Source organism: Salipiger pallidus (assembly GCF_014643635.1).
Classification (GTDB): domain Bacteria; phylum Pseudomonadota; class Alphaproteobacteria; order Rhodobacterales; family Rhodobacteraceae; genus Salipiger; species Salipiger pallidus.
On the sequence record NZ_BMJV01000006.1, the window covers coordinates 152,153 to 171,214 of the forward strand.

At 64.3% G+C, this 19,062-nt stretch carries 20 protein-coding genes; 14 read left to right on the plus strand and 6 right to left on the minus strand.

Annotated features, from left to right (window positions below; all coding sequences use genetic code 11):
- Positions 1-14: 14 nt before the first annotated feature.
- Positions 15-425, plus strand: a complete 411-nt coding sequence (locus IEX41_RS14885; RefSeq protein ID WP_188791049.1) for a DUF7282 domain-containing protein — start codon at positions 15-17, stop codon at positions 423-425.
- Between the two features lie 230 nt (positions 426-655).
- Here IEX41_RS14885 and IEX41_RS14890 read toward each other — a convergent pair whose 3' ends face one another.
- The gene (locus IEX41_RS14890) at positions 656-1,876 is read right to left on the minus strand and encodes an argininosuccinate synthase (protein ID WP_188791050.1); all 1,221 of its coding nucleotides are present in this window, start codon (positions 1,874-1,876) and stop codon (positions 656-658) included.
- 150 nt (positions 1,877-2,026) lie between these two features.
- On the opposite strand from IEX41_RS14890, the gene IEX41_RS14895 reads away from it, so the two are divergent.
- Both IEX41_RS14895 and ilvA read left to right on the plus strand, forming a co-directional pair.
- Positions 2,027-2,770 carry a hypothetical protein gene (locus tag IEX41_RS14895; RefSeq protein ID WP_188791051.1) on the plus strand — a complete coding sequence of 248 codons (744 nt, stop codon included), beginning with the start codon at positions 2,027-2,029 and terminating at the stop codon, positions 2,768-2,770.
- 38 nt (positions 2,771-2,808) lie between these two features.
- Positions 2,809-4,035: a threonine ammonia-lyase IlvA gene (ilvA, locus tag IEX41_RS14900; protein WP_188791052.1), complete on the plus strand. Its 1,227-nt coding sequence runs from the start codon at positions 2,809-2,811 to the stop codon at positions 4,033-4,035.
- A gap of 12 nt (positions 4,036-4,047) precedes the next feature.
- Here the strand turns inward: ilvA and IEX41_RS14905 are convergent, their stop codons facing one another.
- Positions 4,048-4,383 (minus strand): Hpt domain-containing protein, encoded by a 336-nt coding sequence (locus IEX41_RS14905; RefSeq protein ID WP_188791053.1) that lies wholly within the window; start codon positions 4,381-4,383, stop codon positions 4,048-4,050.
- Between the two features lie 145 nt (positions 4,384-4,528).
- Here IEX41_RS14905 and IEX41_RS14910 point away from each other — a divergent pair, with 145 nt between their 5' ends.
- The gene (locus IEX41_RS14910) at positions 4,529-5,782 is read left to right on the plus strand and encodes a PP2C family protein-serine/threonine phosphatase (RefSeq protein WP_229673255.1); all 1,254 of its coding nucleotides are present in this window, start codon (positions 4,529-4,531) and stop codon (positions 5,780-5,782) included.
- A 9-nt stretch (positions 5,783-5,791) separates the two neighbouring features.
- Here the strand turns inward: IEX41_RS14910 and IEX41_RS14915 are convergent, their stop codons facing one another.
- On the minus strand, positions 5,792-6,229 hold the full coding sequence (locus tag IEX41_RS14915) for an NUDIX domain-containing protein (protein ID WP_188791054.1): 438 nt from the start codon (positions 6,227-6,229) through the stop codon (positions 5,792-5,794).
- A 78-nt stretch (positions 6,230-6,307) separates the two neighbouring features.
- On the opposite strand from IEX41_RS14915, the gene hslO reads away from it, so the two are divergent.
- From hslO to IEX41_RS14955, 8 genes are all read left to right on the plus strand, one after another.
- Positions 6,308-7,285 (plus strand): Hsp33 family molecular chaperone HslO, encoded by a 978-nt coding sequence (gene hslO, locus IEX41_RS14920; RefSeq protein WP_188791055.1) that lies wholly within the window; start codon positions 6,308-6,310, stop codon positions 7,283-7,285.
- Entirely contained in the window at positions 7,282-7,899 is a 618-nt protein-coding gene (locus IEX41_RS14925) for a CoA pyrophosphatase (RefSeq protein WP_373285642.1), read from the plus strand. Before hslO ends, IEX41_RS14925 begins: the two co-directional genes overlap by 4 nt.
- Entirely contained in the window at positions 7,896-9,044 is a 1,149-nt protein-coding gene (locus tag IEX41_RS14930) for a CCA tRNA nucleotidyltransferase (protein WP_188791056.1), read from the plus strand. The genes IEX41_RS14925 and IEX41_RS14930 overlap by 4 nt, the downstream gene beginning before the upstream one ends.
- Positions 9,041-9,625 carry a LysE family translocator gene (locus IEX41_RS14935; protein WP_188791057.1) on the plus strand — a complete coding sequence of 195 codons (585 nt, stop codon included), beginning with the start codon at positions 9,041-9,043 and terminating at the stop codon, positions 9,623-9,625. The genes IEX41_RS14930 and IEX41_RS14935 overlap by 4 nt, the downstream gene beginning before the upstream one ends.
- Before the next feature lie 42 nt (positions 9,626-9,667).
- Complete coding sequence (locus tag IEX41_RS14940; protein WP_188791058.1) at positions 9,668-11,542, plus strand: ABC transporter ATP-binding protein; 1,875 nt, start codon at positions 9,668-9,670, stop codon at positions 11,540-11,542.
- Complete coding sequence (locus IEX41_RS14945; RefSeq protein ID WP_188791059.1) at positions 11,539-13,377, plus strand: ABC transporter ATP-binding protein; 1,839 nt, start codon at positions 11,539-11,541, stop codon at positions 13,375-13,377. The genes IEX41_RS14940 and IEX41_RS14945 overlap by 4 nt, the downstream gene beginning before the upstream one ends.
- Before the next feature lie 41 nt (positions 13,378-13,418).
- A complete protein-coding gene (locus IEX41_RS14950; protein ID WP_188791060.1) occupies positions 13,419-14,645 on the plus strand; it encodes a class I SAM-dependent RNA methyltransferase in 1,227 nt (408 codons plus the stop codon).
- 113 nt (positions 14,646-14,758) lie between these two features.
- Positions 14,759-15,262, plus strand: a complete 504-nt coding sequence (locus tag IEX41_RS14955; protein WP_188791061.1) for a L,D-transpeptidase family protein — start codon at positions 14,759-14,761, stop codon at positions 15,260-15,262.
- Positions 15,263-15,336: 74 nt separating this feature from the next.
- Here the strand turns inward: IEX41_RS14955 and dalA are convergent, their stop codons facing one another.
- Entirely contained in the window at positions 15,337-15,882 is a 546-nt protein-coding gene (gene dalA / locus IEX41_RS14960; RefSeq protein ID WP_188791062.1) for a divisome-associated lipoprotein DalA, read from the minus strand.
- A gap of 204 nt (positions 15,883-16,086) precedes the next feature.
- Between dalA and IEX41_RS14965 the strand changes: the two genes are divergently transcribed.
- Complete coding sequence (locus tag IEX41_RS14965; RefSeq protein WP_188791063.1) at positions 16,087-16,671, plus strand: L,D-transpeptidase; 585 nt, start codon at positions 16,087-16,089, stop codon at positions 16,669-16,671.
- A gap of 145 nt (positions 16,672-16,816) precedes the next feature.
- Positions 16,817-17,011, plus strand: a complete 195-nt coding sequence (locus IEX41_RS14970) for a ferrochelatase (RefSeq protein ID WP_188791064.1) — start codon at positions 16,817-16,819, stop codon at positions 17,009-17,011.
- 103 nt (positions 17,012-17,114) lie between these two features.
- Here the strand turns inward: IEX41_RS14970 and hemH are convergent, their stop codons facing one another.
- On the minus strand, positions 17,115-18,167 hold the full coding sequence (gene hemH, locus IEX41_RS14975; protein ID WP_188791279.1) for a ferrochelatase: 1,053 nt from the start codon (positions 18,165-18,167) through the stop codon (positions 17,115-17,117).
- Between the two features lie 54 nt (positions 18,168-18,221).
- A complete protein-coding gene (locus tag IEX41_RS14980; protein ID WP_188791065.1) occupies positions 18,222-19,052 on the minus strand; it encodes a methyltransferase domain-containing protein in 831 nt (276 codons plus the stop codon).
- Between the last annotated feature and the right edge of the window lie 10 nt (positions 19,053-19,062).

The window sequence follows — 19,062 nt, forward strand, 5'->3', positions numbered from 1 at the left end:
CGACAGGAGAGACCATGAAAATCCTCGCACTGACCGCCGCTTTTGGACTGACCGCCACCGCCGCATTCGCTGACGACCACATGAGCAACGCCGTTGAAGCCATGGATCAGGATGTGTCCAATGGCGTGGTAAGCGCCGATAAGGTCACCGCCGAGCAGAACGGCTGGCTCGTCGTGCACCGTACCGACTCCGAGATGGCACCGGGCCCCGTTGTCGGCCACGCACCGCTCCGCGCCGGCGAGACCATGGATGTCGCCGCCATCCTCACCGAAGACGTCGCATCGGGCGACATGCTGATGCTGATGGTCCACGGTGAAGACGGTGGCTCGGAAACCGGCATCTTCGAATACACCCTCGGCGCATCTGAAGACGGCCCTATCCGTGTCAACGATGAGCTGGTGATGACGGTCATCACCGCCGAGTGACCCCAGATCCCCGCAAGCGTTCCATCCCAATGTGGAACGCTTGCACGAAAGGCCGTCTCAACCCCTGACGCGCCTTTCAAGGTCGTCTCCATCCCTTCACTCGGAGGCGGCTTCAGTGCCAGTAGGGGCATCGTTCCAAACCGGTGCCTCGTGTTTTCTTACGCACGAAAGCAGACCCCCGCCGGATGCGTATCCGGCGGGGGTCACTTGTTTCAGCGATGTGGCGAGGGTCAGCCCTTGAGACGACGGTTTCGTGCAGCCAGCAGCTTCAGGCGCAGCGCGTTCAGCTGGATGAAGCCCTTTGCGTCTTCCTGGTTGTAAGCGCCAGCGTCCTCTTCGAAGGTCACGTGCGCCTCGGAATACAGCGAATGCTCGGACCAGCGGGCGACAGTGCGTGCCGAGCCCTTGTAGAGCTTCAGACGGACGGTGCCGGTGACATGCTCCTGGCTCTTGTCGATCAGGGCCTGCAGCATCTCGCGCTCGGGCGAGAACCAGAAGCCGTTGTAGATCAGCTCGGCGTACCGCGGCATGATCGAGTCCTTGAGGTGGCCGGCGCCGCTGTCGAGCGTGATCTGCTCGATGCCGCGGTGCGCTTCCAGCAGGACGGTGCCGCCGGGGGTCTCGTAGATGCCGCGAGACTTCATGCCCACGAAGCGGTTTTCCACGAGGTCCAGAACGCCGATGCCGTGCTTGCCGCCCAGCTCGTTAAGCTTGGTGAGGATCGTCGCGGGCGACATCGCCTCACCGTCGATCGACACCGCGTCGCCCTTTTCGAAGCCGACTTCGATGTACTCGGGCTCGTTCGGGGCCTGCTCCACGGGAACGGTGCGCTGCAGCACGTAATCAGGCGCTTCGTCTGCGGGGTTCTCGAGAACCTTGCCCTCGGAGGAGGTGTGCAAGAGGTTCGCATCAACCGAGAAGGGAGCCTCGCCGCGCTTGTCCTTGGCGATCGGGATCTGGTTCTTCTCGGCGAAGTCGATGAGCTTCGTGCGCGAGGTCAGGTCCCACAGGCGCCACGGCGCGATCACCTTGATGTCGGGGTTGAGCGCGTAGGCCGCCAGCTCGAACCGTACCTGGTCATTGCCCTTGCCGGTCGCACCATGCGCCACGGCATCGGCGCCTTCGGCGGCGGCGATCTCGACGAGGCGCTTGGAAATCAGCGGACGCGCGATCGAGGTGCCCAGAAGGTACAGCCCCTCGTACAGCGCGTTGGCCCGGAACATCGGGAAGACGAAGTCGCGCACGAACTCTTCGCGCAGGTCTTCGATGTAGACCTTGGAGACGCCCAGCATCTCGGCCTTGGCGCGGGCGGGCTCGAGCTCTTCACCCTGTCCTAGGTCGGCGGTGAAGGTCACCACCTCACAGCCGTACTCGGTCTGCAACCATTTGAGGATGATCGAGGTGTCGAGGCCACCGGAATAGGCCAGGACGACTTTCTTGGGCGCGGACATGCGGGCTTCCTTCCGTGACTTCCGTGAAATCTGCCGCGCGGGTTATAGCCTTTTGATGCCGGGAGCAAGGTTGCCACGTTGACCACGGGGGCTGCTGTGCTAGCCATGCGCAGACATTGCGGTAAAAAACGTGCAAAGGCAGGCGAGCGAATGGGCTGGAAGATCTTTCTACACTCGGTGCGGATGGTTCTCGACAACCTCGACGTCGCGCTGCGAATCTCGCTAGGGCTGTACCTCGTGCAGGTCGCCATGCAGGTCGTCGTGTTCAACGCCACATCAAGCCTGCCCGCAGACCCGGTGGACATGCCCGAGGGTGGAGGCATGCCGTTCGAGGCGCTGGTGCTGGCCGTGCTTGCGTTGGTCACCAGCCTCTGGATCGCGGTGGGCTGGCATCGCTACGCGCTCGAGGGCGAAGAGCCCGCGGCCTTCCTGCCGCGCTGGCGTGGATCCGAGCTTGGCAGCTATGTGTGGAAGTCCATCGTGATTGCCTTCGCGCTCGGGGTGGTGCTGGCAGTGGTCGGCGGCATCGCGGTATCGGCGGCCATGGCGGTGCCGGGGCTTCTCGGCATAGTGTCCTTCGGCCTCGTGGGGCTGATCAGCTACCTGTTCTTCCGGGTCGGCCTCGTGCTGCCCGCCGCTGCGGTGGGCCGCCCGCTGACCATGCGTGAAAGCTGGCAGGCGACGGGCGACGGCGACAAGGCCGTGCTTATGCTGGCGCTGATCGTCATCGGCGCGCAGGTTCTGATTTCCGTGCCCGCGATGATCGACGGGAACACCAGCTCGGTCGTCTCGCTGATCTATTCGGTGGTGGTGAACTGGTTCGTGACGATGATCGGCGTGTCGATCCTGACGACGCTTTACGGTCATTTCATCGAAGGCCGCCCCATCGACTAGCGCTTGCCTTGTGGCTGGCGATGGGTCATTCCACGGGCATGACCAGCTTTCATGACAGGGCCCGCGCCGCAGCCGAGGCGATGCGCGAGGTTTTCCCCGAGACGCCGCTTCAGCGCAACGCCCATCTCAGCGACCGGTTCGGCGCGGATGTCTGGCTCAAGCGCGAGGATCTGAGCCCGGTGCGCAGCTACAAGCTGCGCGGGGCCTTCAACGCCATGCGCAAGCAGGAAGGCACGGAGCTTTTTGTGTGTGCCAGCGCCGGCAACCATGCGCAGGGGGTGGCCTACATGTGCCGCCATTTCGGCGCGCGGGGCGTGATCTTCATGCCGGTCACTACGCCGGACCAGAAGATCCAGAAGACCCGGATCTTTGGCGGTGATGCCATCGAAATCGTCCTGACTGGCGACTATTTCGATGACACGCTGGCTGCGGCCAAGGACTATTGCGCTGAAAAAGGCGGGCAGTTCCTGCCGCCCTTCGATGATGACGACGTGATCGAAGGTCAGGCCAGCGTCGCGTTCGAGATCGAAACCCAGCTTGGCCGTGTGCCTGACCATGTCATCGTTCCCGTGGGCGGTGGCGGCCTCTCGGCCGGGATGCTCAGCTATTTCGGCACCAATACCGGCTATACCTTCGTGGAACCCACCGGGGGCGCCTGCCTGCGGGCAGCGCTCGAGGCGGGGCATCCGGTGACGCTGGACCGGGTGGACACGTTCGCCGACGGGGCGGCGGTGGCGCGTATCGGTGAGCGCACCTTCGAGGCGCTCAAGGGCGTGGGCGTGGCCAGCACCCTGACCATCGACGAGAACCGTCTGTGCATCACCATGCTCGACATGCTCAATGTCGAGGGCGTGGTGCTCGAGCCTGCTGGGGCGCTGTCCGTCGACGCGCTGAAGGATCTCGGACAGGCGATCCGGGGCAAGACGGTGGTGTGCATCACCTCTGGCGGCAATTTCGATTTCGAGCGTCTGCCCGAGGTGAAGGAACGGGCGCAGCGGTACACCGGGGTGAAGAAATACTTCATCCTGCGCCTGCCGCAGCGGCCCGGCGCACTGAAGGATTTCCTCGGGTTCCTCGGGCCGGAGGATGACATCACGCGGTTCGAATACCTCAAGAAATCCGCCCGCAACTTCGGCTCTGTGATGATCGGGATCGAAACCTCGGACCCGGGCAATTTCGCGCGTCTCTACGACATCCTCGACTCGCGCGGGTACAGCTATCGTGACATCACTGAAGATGACGTGCTGGCGCAGTTCCTGATCTGATCGGTCCGGGGATCAGGCGGCCAGCCTGGCCTCAAGTTCCAAGAAGAATTCTGATCGGGATTCGACATAAGCTGTCCTGATGCGCCCGGTGTCTATGGCATCCATCACGCCATTGCGGGCGCCGACCTCTCCGGCCTGGCACAGCGCGGCAAGCTTCTTGAACCCTAGGTTCAGAGCGCTGCCCTTCAGGAAATGCAGCTGCCTCTCGAGATTGGCCGCATCGCACGGGGCGTCAGGCAAGTGGTCCAGCGTATCCTCCACCTCCCGGAGGAATAGGTCGACGACTTCGTGAAAGTCATCGATGCCGATTTCGTCACGCAGTTCGGCGATGCGGTTCCAATCGATCATCGCTCACCTCCTGCCTGCGACACTAATGCGCAAAAGATGAACGGAAGGTTAGAACAGGGAGGTCTGGCAAAAGGTTTAGCCTAAAGGATGCGTTAAATCTGGTGGGATAGACCCGGCCTGAGGGAAATGCCCGTCAGGAACGCCTTTGCACTCGGAAGCCTTCGACATCACCACGGCCGGCAGCCCCGCCTCGGCCCCGCTTCGGCGGGTGCTGATCGTGGATGACAGCCCGGTACAGCTCAAGATCCTCAGCGTCATGATGAAGCGTTGGGGGTTCGATGTCTGGCAGGCCGAAAGCGGGGAAGAGGCGTTGGAGCTTTGTCGTCAGGTCATGCCCGACGCAGTGTTGTCGGACTGGATGATGCCGGGCATGGACGGCTTGGAATTCTGTCGCCAGTTCAGGGCCATGAGCGGCGACAGCTACGGCTATTTCATCCTTCTCACCTCGAAAAGTGAAAAGGGGGAAATCGCACGTGGACTCGATGCGGGGGCAGATGACTTTCTGACCAAGCCGGTGAATGCGGACGAATTGCGCGCGCGGATGAATGCAGGGGGGCGCATCCTGTCGATGCAGCGGGAACTGACCCGAACCCTGGATCAGCTGCGCCAGGCCTATGATGCCATCGACCGCGACCTGCGGCAGGCGCGCACCATTCAAGAGGCGCTGGTTCCTGAACGCAGCAGACAGTTCGGCCCGGCACAGGTCAGCCTGCTGCTCAAGCCCTGCGGGCATGTGGGTGGAGATCTGGTGGGCATGTTCGGCCCTAACCCCAGCGGGCTGGGGGTCTATAGCATCGATGTGTCCGGCCATGGTATCACCTCCGCGCTCATGACCGCGCGGGTGGCGGGCTACCTTGGCAGTGATTTCCCGGACCAGAACATCGCGTTGGCCCGTGACGCCACCGGTCTGCCGGTCTACCGCCCTCCAGAGGAGGTGGCGCTTCGCCTCAACGATCGGCTCTCGGCGGATCCCGGGGTGCTCGAATACCTGACGATGGCTTACCTGACGCTGGATCTTGGCACCGGACGTGTGACCTTGGTGCAGGCCGGACATCCGCCGCCACTGGTCATCCGGGCGGATGGCGCGATGCATTTCATCGGCGATGGCGGATTGCCCATCGGGTTGATCAGCGGGGTGTCCTACGCGCCGATCGAGATCACGCTTCACGACGGGGACCGACTCCTTCTCTATTCCGACGGCATCACTGAAACGGAGCTTCCCGGGGGTGGCATGCTCAACCAGCAGGGGCTGGCCGAGCTTGCGGCGGAATGTCTCGATGCGCGGGGTACCGAGTTCCTTGATGATCTTTACTGGCGGCTGAGCCAGCGCACGCGGCCTGGCAGCGTCCTGTCCGATGACGTCTCTGCCGCGCTGGTCGAATTCGGTACAAGGGCATGACCCCGGCGATCAGAGCAGGCAGCGCCGCACAAAATCCGCGTCGCCAGGATTCCCGAGCACGTCCACCGCGACATCCGGCGGAACCCAGTGGGCCGTGTGCCCCGGCTCGCGCGGGGCTTCGACCGGGCGGACCGGGAAGGCGGCATAGATGATGCACAGCTTCTCGGCCCAGAGATCGTATTCAGGCATGAAGGTGAAGCGCCGGAACGCTCCGAGCCGCCGTGGCCGCGCGATATGCCAGCCGGTTTCCTCGTAGACCTCGCGGTACAGCGCGGCGAGGGGCTGTTCACCGGCATCTATCCCGCCGCCGGGCAGCTGAAATTCCGGCCAGGGCGTTTCCTGATGGGTCAGCAGCAGCGCGCCGTCCCGTTCCAGGATGGCGTAGGCGCCGGGGCGCAGGGTGTAGCGGCGTCCCTCTTCGGGCGCGTCTCCGTAGCGGGCGATCATTGGGTGTCCCCTTTTTTCCGAGCGGATCCTGTCCTATATGGGGCCGATATGCCAAGGCCCGGCACACAAGGAAACCCCATGACCATCGGCAGCAAACTCGCCTGGGATGACAGCGTCCTCCCGTTCCAGCTCGATATTTCCGACATTCGCGGACGCGTCGCACGCCTTGACGGGGTGCTGGACGGTGTCCTGTCCCAGCATGATTACCCCGAGCCGATCGAAACGCTCGTGGCCGAAATGGTGCTGCTGACCGCGCTGATCGGTCCGACCATCAAGCTGCAGTGGAAACTGTCTCTGCAGGTTCAGACCCGCGGTGCCCTGCGCATGATCGCGACCGATTACTACGCCCCCGAGAACGAGGGCGAGCCGGCCCGCATCCGTGCCTACGCCAGCTTTGACCGCGACCAGGTCACCGATGCCCCCGCCTTCGATCAGCTCGAAGAGGGGTATTTTGCGGTCTTGATCGACCAAGGGCCCGGGAACACGCCATACCAGGGCATCAGCCCGCTGGCGGGCGGGTCGCTCGCAGCCAGCGCCGAGGGGTATTTCGCCCAGTCTGAGCAGCTGCCGACTCGGTTCAAGCTGAACTACGGCAAGGCGATGAACGCCGACGGGTCGGGCAGCTGGCGCGCTGGCGGCATCCTTGTGCAGACCATGCCCAAGGCCTCGCCCTTCGTGCAGGACGGCGGCAGCGGTGAAAACGGCCTGCTGCGCCCCGAGGATCTGGTGCAGGGTGACGAGGAAGAGAACTGGCGCCGCGTCAACTTCCACGTGGACACGGTGGATGAGCTCGAGCTTATCGGCCCCGATCTGCCGCCAACCGACCTGCTGTTCCGCCTGTTTCACGAGGAACAGCCGCGGGTCTATGACGCGCAGGCGGTGCGCTTTGGCTGTACCTGCTCTGAGGACAAGGTGCGCCAGTCGCTGTCGATCTACTCGGCCAAGGACATCGAGAAGATGACCACCGAGGACGGCAGGGTCACCGCCGATTGCCAGTTCTGCGGTGCCCATTACGACATGGACCCCGCTTCCGTAGGGTTCGAGGCCAAGAGGTGACGGAGACCGGCGCAGGCATCGACCACCAGATCGCAGCCTTGCGCCGCGCGTTGCAGGCGCCGGGTGCGCCATCTTCGGATTTCGACCTCAACCCCGGCACTGTCCTGCCCGAAGGGCGCAAGCTGCGCGAGGCCGGGGTTCTTGTGACCTTTGTTCCTGGGGCAGGCGGGCTCGATCTTGTCCTGACCAAGCGGTCGTCCCGGCTCAAACACCATCCCGGGCAGATCGCGTTCCCCGGCGGCAAGGTGGAACCCGTCGATGACGGCCCTGTCGCTGCCGCGCTGCGCGAGGCGCATGAAGAGGTTGGCCTGCCTCCTGCATCGGTGGAGATCCTCGGAACGATGCCCGCCCATGAGACGGTGACGGGGTTCCTCGTCACCCCCGTTCTGGGGCTTGTGAAGGACGGTTTCAGCCCGGTCGCCGAACCCGGTGAAGTGGCTGAGATCTTCCGCGTGCCCTTCGACCACGTCACCGATCCCGCCAATTTCCGCATCGAGGGCCGACGTTGGCGTGGTCAGCGGCGGCTCTATTACGTGGCTCCTTTCGGTCCCTATTACATCTGGGGCGCCACGGCGCGAATGCTGAGGGCCCTCGCGGCACGGATGCATCCATGAGCACGGTCGGGGGGGAGTGGCTGAGCCGCGATGAAACGCAATCGGTTCTTAAGATGCTCGAGGCGGGCGGCCATGTGGCGCTTGCCGTGGGCGGCTGCGTGCGCAACGCGCTGATCGGCGCGCCCGTGGCCGATGTGGACATTGCAACAGATGCACCGCCCGAACGGGTGATTGAGCTGGCGCAAGCAGCCGGGCTGAAGCCCGTGCCCACCGGGATTGACCATGGCACCGTCACCGTGGTCGCGAACGGTATTGGCCACGAGGTCACCACCTTCCGCGCCGATGTGGAAACCGATGGCCGCCGCGCGGTGGTGCGGTTTTCGGACAACGTGGCCGAGGATGCAGCCCGGCGCGATTTCACCATGAATGCGCTTTACGCCGATGCGCGCGGCACGCTGCTGGACCCGCTTGGAGGACTGCCGGACCTCGAGGCTCGGCGCGTGCGCTTCATCGGTGACGCGGGCCAGCGCATCCGCGAGGATTACCTGCGCACCCTGCGCTTCTTCCGCTTCAACGCTTGGTACGGCGACCCGGACCTGGGGCTTGATGCCGAGGCGCTCGCGGGGATCGCCGCGAACCTTAAAGGGCTCGAGGCGCTTTCGGCTGAAAGGGTGGGGCAGGAGATGACCCGCCTCATGGCCGCGCCAGACCCCGCGCCCTCGGCCGCCGCGATGGAGCAGGCGGGGGTGCTTTCGCGAGTTCTGCCAGGGGCCAGCGCCCGCGCCCTTGGGCCATTGGTGCATGTCGAAGAAGCGCTGGGCGTCGCGCCCGATCCGCTGTTGCGGCTGGCGGCAACGGGGGAGGCTGATGCCCGGACCCTGAGGCTGTCCAAGGCGCAGAGGCGGCAACTCGAGCTTTATCAGACACTAATGTCCGAGATGACCGACTTGCCCGAGATTGCCTGGCGGCATGGGCCAGACACCGCGCGCAAGCTGGCCGCGCTGCGGGCAGCCACCTTCGAACAGCCCCCCGCGGCGGATACTGAAGCGCAGATCACGAAAGGTGCCGAGGCCGCGTTTCCCGTGAAACCGCGCGACCTCATGCCCGCCTTCGAGGGTCCCGCGCTGGGTGAGGAACTCAAGCGGCTCGAACGTGCGTGGATCGCCTCGGGCTTCACTCTGTCTCGGGATGACCTTCTGCAATGACCATCGACCCGCTTTACGTCTTTGTCTTCCTCGGCCTGTTCTCGCCCGGCCCGAACGTCATCCTTCTGACGTCGTCGGGGGCCCGTTTCGGCCTGAGCGCCAGCCTGCCACACCTCTTCGGCGTGGTGGTGGGCGTTGGTGTGACGGCGGGGCTGACCGGGCTTGGTATCGCGGCGCTACTGGCTCAGGCGCCGATGCTCGAGCTGGTTCTGAAGGTGGCGGCAAGCCTCTGGATGCTGTGGATGGCATGGGGGCTGTGGAACTCACAGGCGCGCAAGGGCAAGGCAGAGCGTGACCGACCCATGACCTTCCTCGAGGCGGCGCTGTTCCAGTGGGTAAATCCGAAGGTCTGGGCGGTGGCGCTGGCCGCAGCCTCCGCCTATCCCGGGGCAGGGGGCGCGTGGGCCGAGGCATTGCGGCTTGGCTCGGCCTTTTCGGGGATCAATCTCATCTGTTGCCTGTTTTGGACCAGCGCTGGCGCGATGCTCACCTACCTGCTGACGACACCGACCGCGTGGAAGGTCTTTACCCGTGTGATGGCCCTTCTGCTGGGCAGCTTTTCCGTCATGGTCTTCCTGTAGGGAATCGGTAACACTCCGCGCTCCAGACACAGGAGAGCACCCTTGTTCCGCTTCTTCGAAAACCTGGTCGATCCCTACACGCCCCACGCCAGTACCGACCGACCCCCGCAGCGTTTGCTGCCTTTCATCATGGAGTACGCCCAGCCGTTCCGGAAGCTGTTCGTGTGTGCGGGGCTCCTGTCCGTCGCGGTGGCCGCGGTCGAGATCTGGCTGATCTGGATCATGGGCTGGGTGGTCGACATCCTCGCCGGCGAGCCTGCGCAGGTCTGGGAGGATCACGGCACCGCGCTGATCCTGCTGGGGCTGTTCCTGCTGTTCATACGGCCGCTCATTCAGGCGCTGGACGTGCTGGTTCTCAACAACGCGATCATGCCGCAGTTCGGCACGCTGATCCGCTGGCGGGCGCATGGGCAGGTGTTGCGCCAGTCCGTCGGCTGGTTCGAGAACGACTTCGCCGGGCGCATCGCCAACCGCATCATGCAGACGCCTCCCGCCGCTGGCGAGGCGGTGTTCCAGGTGTTCGACGCGCTGACCTTCGCCATCGCCTACGTGGCTGGCGCGGCTATCGTGCTGGGGGATGCGGACATTCGGCTGATGCTGCCGCTGGTCTTCTGGCTGCTCGGTTACGCCGCGCTGATGACATGGACGATCCGCCGGGTCGGTCCCGCCTCCGAGGCGGCGTCCGAGGCGCGGAGCATGGTGAATGGCCGGGTGGTGGATGCCTATACCAACATTCACAGCGTCAAGATGTTCGCCCAGTCCGGGCAGGAACTGGACTACGCCCGCGAGGCGATCGACCAGGCCCGCGCCACGTTCCAGCGGGAAATGCGGCTCTATACCATCATGGACGTGGCGCTCGTGGCGCTCAACGGGCTGCTGATCGTCGGGGTGACCGGCTGGGGCATCCTGCTGTGGATGCAAGGCGAGGCCAGCGTTGGCATCGTTGCCGCCGCCACTGCGCTGGCGCTGCGGCTCAACGCCATGACCGGGTGGATCATGTGGGCGCTCACCACTTTCTTCCGCCAGCTCGGCGTGGTGTCCGAAGGGATGAAGACCATCGCCCAACCCATCGAGCTGACCGATGCGCCGGATGCCAAACCGCTGGCGCTGACGCGCGGTGAGATCGTGTTGGACAAGGTGACCCACCATTACGGGCGCGGGCACGGCGGGCTGGATGCCATCGATCTGACCATCGCACCGGGCGAGAAGATCGGCCTCGTGGGACGGTCGGGGGCGGGCAAGTCGACCCTGGTGAAGCTGCTGCTGCGTTTCTACGACACGGAATCGGGGCGCATCCTTCTTGATGGGCAGGCGCTGCCCGACGTCACGCAGGACAGCCTGCGGCGGTCGATTGGCATGGTCCAGCAAGATAGCACGCTGCTGCACCGCTCGGTCCGTGACAACCTGCGCTACGGGCGCCCGGACGCCACCGAAGATCAGGTGATCGAGGCCGCGAAACGTGCGGAAGCGCATGAGTTCATTCTTGGCCTTCAGGACGCTCAGGGGCGCACCGGCTACGACGCCCACGTGGGCGAGCGGGGCGTGAAGCTGTCAGGCGGGCAGAGGCAGCGGATCGCGCTGGCGCGGGTAATCCTGAAGGATGCTCCGATCCTGCTGCTGGATGAGGCCACCAGCGCCCTCGATTCCGAGGTCGAGGCCGCCATTCAGGATACGCTTTACGGCATGATGCAGGGCAAAACGGTGATCGCCATCGCGCACCGCCTGTCGACCATCGCGCAGATGGATCGCATCCTTGTGCTCGACGGTGGGAAGATCGCCGAAGAGGGGACCCATGACGTGCTTTTGGAGAGGGGCGGCCTATATGCATCGTTCTGGGCCCGCCAGTCCGGAGGGTTCATGGACCCGGACAGCCAGGGCGCCCAAGCCAGCAACGATCCCGAGAAGGCCGCGGAATGACCCTTTCCGACATGATAGACCCATTTTCCCGCGCGCAGACCCCGCCGCCGCAGACGCTTGGGCGCTTCGTGCGCTGGGCGCTGAAAGGCGCATGGCCGGTGCTGCTTCCGGCGGCGCTGCTGTCGACGCTGGGTGGCATCACCGAGGTGCTGAGCGCGTGGATGCTGGGCGCGGTGATCGACCGGGCGACAGAAACCGAACCGGGCGCGCTCTGGGCCGAGCAGGGAATGTTCCTGCTGGGCTGCGCAGCGTTCTTCATCCTGCTGCGCCCGGCAGTGCTTGGCCTGTCGGCCTATGCGCAATCGGTCGTCATGCAGCCGAACGTCTTCAACCTGATCCTCAGCCGCGTACACCGCTACACGCTGGGCCATTCGGTGACCTTCTTCGACAATGATTTCGCGGGCCGCATCTCTCAGAAGGAGATGCAGACCGCGCGCGCGCTCAATGAAACCGTGTCCGAGGTGATCCAGGCGATCCTTTTCGCGCTGGCCTCGGTGGTGGGCTCGCTGCTGCTGGTGGGGTCCATTGACTGGCGCATCGCCATCGGGCTGGTGGTCTGGATCGTGGGCTATGCCCTCCTGATCAACTACTTCATGCCGCGCATCCGCGAACGGTCCAAGGCTCGGGCGGCGGCGCGCGCCATGGTCACCGGGCAGCTTGTGGACACGGTAACCAATATCAAGACCGTCAAGCTCTTTGCCCATGACGAGTTCGAGGATCAGGCCGCGCTGGGGGCCATGGCCACCTACCGTGAACGCTTCATCGCCTTCGGGCATGTCTCGGCGCAGTTCCGGTTCTGGCTGATGGCGCTGGCGGGCACGCTTCCCGTGGTGCTCATCGGCTCGGCGCTGATGTTCTGGAGCAGCGGGTTCGTCACTGCGGGCGACATCGCCGCCACCGGCGCCGTGGCGATCCGCCTCAGCCAGATGACTGGCTGGGTCAGCTTCGTGCTCATGGGGATCTACGCCAACGTCGGCGAGCTGGAGGATGGCATCCGGACCATCACGCCGTCGCACACGCTGCTGGATGCGCCCGGTGCGCAGCCGCTGGAGGTGCGCGAGGGCCGGATCGAATTCCGAGACGTGGAGTTTTCGTATGGCCGCGAGGAAGGTGGGATCGAGCGGATCGCGCTGGATATCGCCGCCGGTGAAAAGGTGGGGGTCGTCGGGGCCTCGGGGGCGGGCAAGTCCACCATGGTGGCGCTGATGTTGCGGCTCTACGACGCTGAAAAGGGCGGCATCTACATCGACGGCCAGAACATCTCCGAGGTGACGCAGGAAAGCCTGCGCCGCCAGATCGGCATGGTCACGCAGGAAACCGCGATGTTCAACCGCTCGGCGCTGGACAACATCCGTTACGGTCGGCCAGATGCGACGCTGAACGAGGTCATCGCCGCCGCCGAAAAGGCCGAAGCGCATGAGTTCATCCAGTCCCTGCGCGATCACATGGGCAACACCGGCTATGACGCGCATCTGGGTGAGCGGGGCGTCAAGCTGTCAGGCGGGCAGCGGCAGCGCATCGCGCTCGCCCGCGCCATCCTCAAGGACGCGCCGATCCTCGTGCTCGACGAAGCCACCTCTGCCCTCGATTCAGAGGTCGAGGCGGCGATCCAGTCGGCGCTCGACCGGGTGATGGAGGGCAAGACCGTCATGGCCATTGCCCACCGCCTGTCGACCCTGTCGGAAATGGACCGCATCATCGTGCTTGATCACGGTCGCATCGCCGAGGCCGGCACCCATGACGCACTTCTGGCGCAGAACGGGCTTTATGCCCGCTACTGGAACCGCCAGTCCGGCGGGTTCATCATGGCCGAGGCCGACGAAGCCGCCGAATAGTGGACTGGACGGGCGCGCCGTTGCGGTGCATTTGGGGGGCCATGGAACAGGTCATGATAGAACGGCTCGGGCACCAGGGAGACGGCATCGCGCAGGGCGCGGATGGCACCGTCTTCGTGCCAGGCGCACTCCCCGGCGAAGTGGTGGAAGGCGAGGTCGCAGGCGACCAGATGGCCGCGCCGCGCATCCTCACCCCGTCGTCGATGCGGGTGAAGGCCCCTTGCCGCCACGCCCGCAGCTGCGGTGGCTGCCAGTTGCAGCACGCCCGCGAGGATTTCACCGAAAGCTGGAAACAGCAGGTGGTGCGCAACGCCCTCTCAGCCCATGGGTTGGAATGTGATTTCCGTCCCTGCGCCATCTCGGCCCCGCAGACCCGTCGCCGGGCGGCATTCTCGGCCACCCGCACCAAGAAGGGCGCACTGGCCGGGTTCCACATGAAACGGTCGGACGTGATCATCTCGGTCCCCGATTGCCTGCTGGTCGATCCCGCGCTCGCCGCCGCCCTTCCGCTGGTCGAGGAGCTCGCTGTGCTCGGCGCCAGCCGCAAGGGCGAGATCTCGGTGCTGGTGACGCAAAGCGGCTCGGGCCTCGATGTCGCCGTCACCGGTGGCAAGGAGCTTGATGCGCAGTTGCAATCGGACCTTGCGGCCATCGCCCGCGCCCATGGCTGCGCCCGCATCGCCTGGGGCGACGAGGTGGCGCTGACCCGGATGCCCGCCACGCAGGTCATGGGCCGCGCAGAGGTTGTGCCGCCTCCCGGCGCATTCCTGCAGGCCACCCCGGAAGGTGAGGCCGCGCTTCTGGCGGACGTGCGCGAGATCGTGGGTGATGCCGGGCACGTGGTCGACCTGTTCGCCGGTTGCGGCACCTTTGCGCTGCCTCTGGCGGAAAACGCGCGGGTGCACGCGGTCGAGGGCGACAAGGCCATGACCGCCGCGCTCGACAAGGGCTGGCGCATGGCCAAGGGGCTGCGTCATGTCACCACCGAGGCGCGCGATCTGTTCCGAAATCCGCTGCTGCCGGACGAGCTGCGCCGCTTCGAGGCGGCGGTGATCGACCCGCCACGCGCCGGGGCCGAGGCGCAGATCGCCCAGCTGGTTGAGGCGCGCATTCCGCGAATCGCTCACGTGTCGTGCAACCCGGTAACCTTCGCCCGCGACGCTGCGGCGCTGGTGGGAGCGGGCTACACGCTGGACTGGCTGCGGGTCGTGGACCAGTTCCGCTGGTCGACTCACGTGGAACTGGTGGCCGCCTTCACGCGTCCGTGAGGTTGATGTGAGGCTGACATTTTCGCGCCGACGCTGCGCGCGACGCTAGGCCGTTCGGGAATTTTGCGATATAAGATTCGCAAAAAGAACCCGACAAAAACACGAGCGGACAAATGCGGTTTATCAGGCTTACCCTATTCATTGCCCTTGCGGGGATGCTGGCGGCGTGCGGCACCCCCAGCAAATTCAAGACGTACAATGGCCCCGAGATCACATCGGTGCTGGTCGATAAGAGCGACCGGAAGATGTACTTGATGCACCACCAGAAGGTGCAGGAAAGCTACGATATCGGGCTTGGTTTCCAGCCCGAAGGGCACAAGCAGTTCGAAGGCGACGGCCGTACGCCTGAGGGCATGTATTTCATCGACCGGCGCAACCCGAACTCGAACTTCCATCTCAGCATCGGGCTGTCCTACCCCAATCCCTACGACCGGGCCTTTGCCGCGTCGATGGGCAAGAGCCCGGGTGGCGATATCTTCATTCACGGCGGTCCACCCAAGGACTCAAAGAACCGCAAGCAGGACTGGACCTGGGGCTGCATCGCGCTGACCGACAAACAGATCGAGGATGTCTATGCCATGGTGCAGGACGGCACGCCGATCTACATCCAGCCCTGATGCCGGAACATCGCACCAGATCATGAAAAAAGGGGGCCTCACGGCCCCCTTTGTCATTACCCCATGTCGCGGGGTCACATGCCCGGCGTCGCAGCCATGCCCGGCGCGCCGGTGACCAGTGTCCACCAAATCTTGCCGTTGTCTTCCTGATACCATGCGAAGCCCAGATCGCGGGCGGTGGGGTCGAGGATGACGTCACGGGTCGGCGCATCTTCCATCCAGGCGGCAAGGGTCTCAAGCTCGGTCTCGTAGGTTTCCGAGATGTTCTCGCCGATGAGGCGACCGCTGTAGCCCACGCGCTGCACCCGGTCGATCGGCGACGAGCCGTCCGAGCCAAAATGCCAAGGGCGATTCTGCACTGCCATGTCGCGCGAATGGGTCGCGGCGGCAGCGTTGAGCTGCGCGTTCAGCTGAAGCTGCGGAACCCCGCGCGCCTGGCGCAGCGAGTTCACGGAATCAAGCATGCTGTATTCGATGTCCGCCTCGGATCCGGGCGGGATGCGGTACGCGCGGGGCAGGGGCTTGCCATCGGGGCCAAGGGTGACCGGTGTGGTGACGGCAGGGGCACAGGCCGCGGCAAGCAGGGCGCCGGAGACCGCGAGGAAGGAACGTCGGTTCATAGTACAGCCTTGTTACATTCAAGTTTCGACAGACGAATACAGCCCGCCAGACATCATATCAAACGCACATAGGCGTGATAACGCCGGTGTCGAGCCTCATATCCGCCGACTGAGGCTTTACGGCACTAGCCTCGCGGCAGTAATATGCCGGCAAGTCCCGTTAGCGGGGCATTTACCCTCTCATCGCTGCACGAGGAAATCAACATGGCTAAGAAGAGCTTTGATCGCCGCGCCTTTCTCGCGTCGGGGGCAGCACTTGTTGCCTCCCCGGCGCTGGCTCAAGATTTTACCGGGTCCGTCGAGATCGAGCGCGACATCTCTCCTGTGATCCGCCGCAATGCCTCGAGCTTCCGAACGCTCGACTGGCAGGGGCATTTCAGCAACCTGACCAACGGTGCGATCCTGGTGGACACCACGTCGCGCGCTCTGCACTACTGGCAGGAAAACGGCACGTACCATCTGTACCCCTGCTCGGTTCCGCTGACCGAGGATCTGACTCGTCGTGGCCGGACCAGCATCACGCTGAAGGATCCCGAGCCCGACTGGCGCCCGACCCCGTCGATGAAAGAGCGCAACCCCGAGTGGCCCGATTACGTCGGTCCCGGCCCGGACAACCCCCTTGGCACCCGCTCCATGCACCTGAGCTGGACTTACTACCGTATCCACGGCACCCACGACACGCGCAAGATCGGCCGTAGATCGTCCAATGGCTGCATTGGTTTGTACAACAACCATGTCGAAGAACTTTACGAGATGGCACAGGTTGGCACGCAGGTGTTGCTTATTTGACGACACTGTGTTGCCGGTACGGCGCACCGGGCGAGTAGCGTTGCAATCGCCATGATTTGCTGCTTAGAAATTGATTACGAGGTAAGTCTTAAGATCTTGACGTGGAAAAAATCGTCCTACGTCAAGCAATTATCTGGAGGATATCATGAAGAAACTCGCTCTCGCAACTGTGCTCGCCGCAACTGCATCCACCGCAATGGCTGGCTCCTACGCCAAAGACGACGTGGTCATGGAACCCGTTGTCGTCGTGGAAGAGACCCAGCAGTCGTCCTCTTCGGCCGGCATCCTGATCCCGCTGGTTCTGCTGGCAGTGGTCGCAGCCGCCGTTTCGGCTGACTGATCGCCTCAGGCGTTCGACAGACAAAATAAAAGGCGGTGCTTCGGCACCGCCTTTTTTCATTTCCGGGATGGGGCATCCCGAGAGCGAGAGAGGCAGTGGGTCGTCAGACCCAGCCGCCAAGGTTCTCGGAAATCACGGTGCTGAGCGCGTCGATATGCGCCGCGTCATCGTTGAGGCAGGGGATGTATGTGAAACGCTCACCCCCCGCATGCTCAAAGCTTTCGCGGATCTCTTCGTTGATTTCTTCGAGGGTCTCGATGCAGTCAGCGCTGAAGGCGGGCGCGATGACGGCGATCTTCTTTTTGCCCTGCTTTGCCAGCTCGGCGACGTGATCAACGGTGTAGGGCTTGAGCCATTCCTCGGGGCCAAAGACCGACTGGAAGGTCGTGGTGATCTCGGTCTTGTCCCAGCCCAGCCGTTCGCGCAGCAAGCGCGTCGTCTTCTGGCACTGGCAATGGTAGGGGTCGCCTTGCATCAGGTAGCGTTTCGGCATGCCGTGGTAGCTGACCACGAGGATGTCGGGCTTGTCCTCCATCGCCGCGTAGCCGCGTTCCACCGATTGCGCCAGCGCCTCGATATACTGCGGATGCTCGAAGTAGGGGTCCACGACACGAGCTGTGGGCTGCCAGGTCTGGTCCATCAGCGCACGGAAGAACTGGTCGTTCGCGGTGGCGGAGGTGGCGCCTGCGTATTGCGGATAGAGCGGGAAGAACAGGATCTTGCGGCAGCCAGCCTTGACCATGGCATCGACCTTGGACTGCGTCGACGGATTGCCGTAGCGCATGCAGAAATCGACCATGACGTCGCTGCCATAGGCCTCGCGCATCTTCGCGGCAATGGCAGCGGTCTGGGCCTTGGTGATGGTCATGAGGGGCGATTCATTCAGCTCCTCGTTCCAGATCGACTTGTAGTTCGCGCCCGAGCTGAAGGGCCGCTTGCCAAGGATCACCGTCTGCAGCAGCGGTTGCCACTTCCACGCCGGGTAATCGATGACCCGCTTGTCCGACAGGAATTCGTTCAGGTAGCGGCGCATCGGCCAGTAGCTGTAATGGTCGGGCGTGCCGAGGTTCGCCAGCAGGACGCCCACCTTGGGCGCGGTCACCTCGGGGTGGTCGGTGGGAGCGTGTACCGGGCGGCTGGCGGGGGTGTCGAGCATGGTCCTGACCTTCATACTGGGCGTGTCGTTTAGGTATCGCGACCGCGGGGGTTATCAATCGTTCAAGTTGGTTTCACTGGTGTTCAGGGCATCGGCGAGACGTTGTGCCGCAGAGCCCGGGCGCAGGGGTTTTTGCTGGCTGTCGTCCGGGGTCCAGCCGGTGAGCGTGACGATCTCGAAGCTGGCGGGCACGCGACCATCGGGGCCGGCAAAGCCTTCGGCGTAAAGCTCGGCAGTGCGCAGCATGATCCCGCGCCGGGTGGGGCGGCGCAGGCGGGCCGCAAGGGCATTGGTCTCGCCCATGGCGCGCAGGTCACGCATCAGGTGCAGCGCGGTCTCATAGCTGGCGGTCAGGGTGTAGCTGTCGGCCACCGGCAAGGCGAACCCGGCGCGCTGCAGCAGGCCGCCAAGGTCGCGGATCTCGCCCATGGGAAGCACGCGGGGGGACAGCCCGCCGGTCACCTCGACCTCGGCCTGACCAAGCGCGGCACGCAGTTCGGTCAGGGTCTGACCACCAAAGCACATGCCCAGGAACAGCCCGTCGGCCTTCAGCGCCCGCCGGCATTGCACCAGCTGGCCCACCGGATCATTGGCCCAGTGCAGCGCCATGGCGTGAATCACCAGATCATGAGCGCCTTCGGCAAGGTCCAGCACCTCGGTGTCGGGAATGCAGCGCAGCCCGGGCAGCAGCCCCTCCCAGACTTGCGGAAATGCCGTCACCACCACCGGAGATCTAAACTCTCTGTTAACCACCATGAGGCGATCCTGCACCTCGTCGCGGGCGGCCTCGTGCAGGAATGTTGCGCCGCTGCGCGCAGCACGAGCGCGGTGCCGGTCAAGGGCGGGGCGGTCGATCAGGGGATCTGGCTTGGACGGGCTGGACATGGAGGTTTGC

What these genes read in the sequence shown, in the direction of transcription:
- hslO (WP_188791055.1), top strand. Translation starts at nt 6,308, where the DNA reads ATGACCATCGGCAGCAAACTCGCCTGGGATGACAGCGTCCTCCCGTTC.
- IEX41_RS14915 (WP_188791054.1), bottom strand. Translation starts at nt 6,229, where the DNA reads ATGATCGCCCGCTACGGAGACGCGCCCGAAGAGGGACGCCGCTACACC.
- IEX41_RS14885 (WP_188791049.1), top strand. Translation starts at nt 15, where the DNA reads ATGAAAATCCTCGCACTGACCGCCGCTTTTGGACTGACCGCCACCGCC.
- IEX41_RS14980 (WP_188791065.1), bottom strand. Translation starts at nt 19,052, where the DNA reads ATGTCCAGCCCGTCCAAGCCAGATCCCCTGATCGACCGCCCCGCCCTT.
- ilvA (WP_188791052.1), top strand. Translation starts at nt 2,809, where the DNA reads ATGACCAGCTTTCATGACAGGGCCCGCGCCGCAGCCGAGGCGATGCGC.
- dalA (WP_188791062.1), bottom strand. Translation starts at nt 15,882, where the DNA reads ATGAACCGACGTTCCTTCCTCGCGGTCTCCGGCGCCCTGCTTGCCGCG.
- IEX41_RS14965 (WP_188791063.1), top strand. Translation starts at nt 16,087, where the DNA reads ATGGCTAAGAAGAGCTTTGATCGCCGCGCCTTTCTCGCGTCGGGGGCA.
- IEX41_RS14945 (WP_188791059.1), top strand. Translation starts at nt 11,539, where the DNA reads ATGACCCTTTCCGACATGATAGACCCATTTTCCCGCGCGCAGACCCCG.
- IEX41_RS14930 (WP_188791056.1), top strand. Translation starts at nt 7,896, where the DNA reads ATGAGCACGGTCGGGGGGGAGTGGCTGAGCCGCGATGAAACGCAATCG.
- IEX41_RS14895 (WP_188791051.1), top strand. Translation starts at nt 2,027, where the DNA reads ATGGGCTGGAAGATCTTTCTACACTCGGTGCGGATGGTTCTCGACAAC.
- IEX41_RS14935 (WP_188791057.1), top strand. Translation starts at nt 9,041, where the DNA reads ATGACCATCGACCCGCTTTACGTCTTTGTCTTCCTCGGCCTGTTCTCG.
- hemH (WP_188791279.1), bottom strand. Translation starts at nt 18,167, where the DNA reads ATGCTCGACACCCCCGCCAGCCGCCCGGTACACGCTCCCACCGACCAC.
- IEX41_RS14950 (WP_188791060.1), top strand. Translation starts at nt 13,419, where the DNA reads ATGGAACAGGTCATGATAGAACGGCTCGGGCACCAGGGAGACGGCATC.
- IEX41_RS14905 (WP_188791053.1), bottom strand. Translation starts at nt 4,383, where the DNA reads ATGATCGATTGGAACCGCATCGCCGAACTGCGTGACGAAATCGGCATC.
- IEX41_RS14890 (WP_188791050.1), bottom strand. Translation starts at nt 1,876, where the DNA reads ATGTCCGCGCCCAAGAAAGTCGTCCTGGCCTATTCCGGTGGCCTCGAC.
- IEX41_RS14955 (WP_188791061.1), top strand. Translation starts at nt 14,759, where the DNA reads ATGCGGTTTATCAGGCTTACCCTATTCATTGCCCTTGCGGGGATGCTG.
- IEX41_RS14970 (WP_188791064.1), top strand. Translation starts at nt 16,817, where the DNA reads ATGAAGAAACTCGCTCTCGCAACTGTGCTCGCCGCAACTGCATCCACC.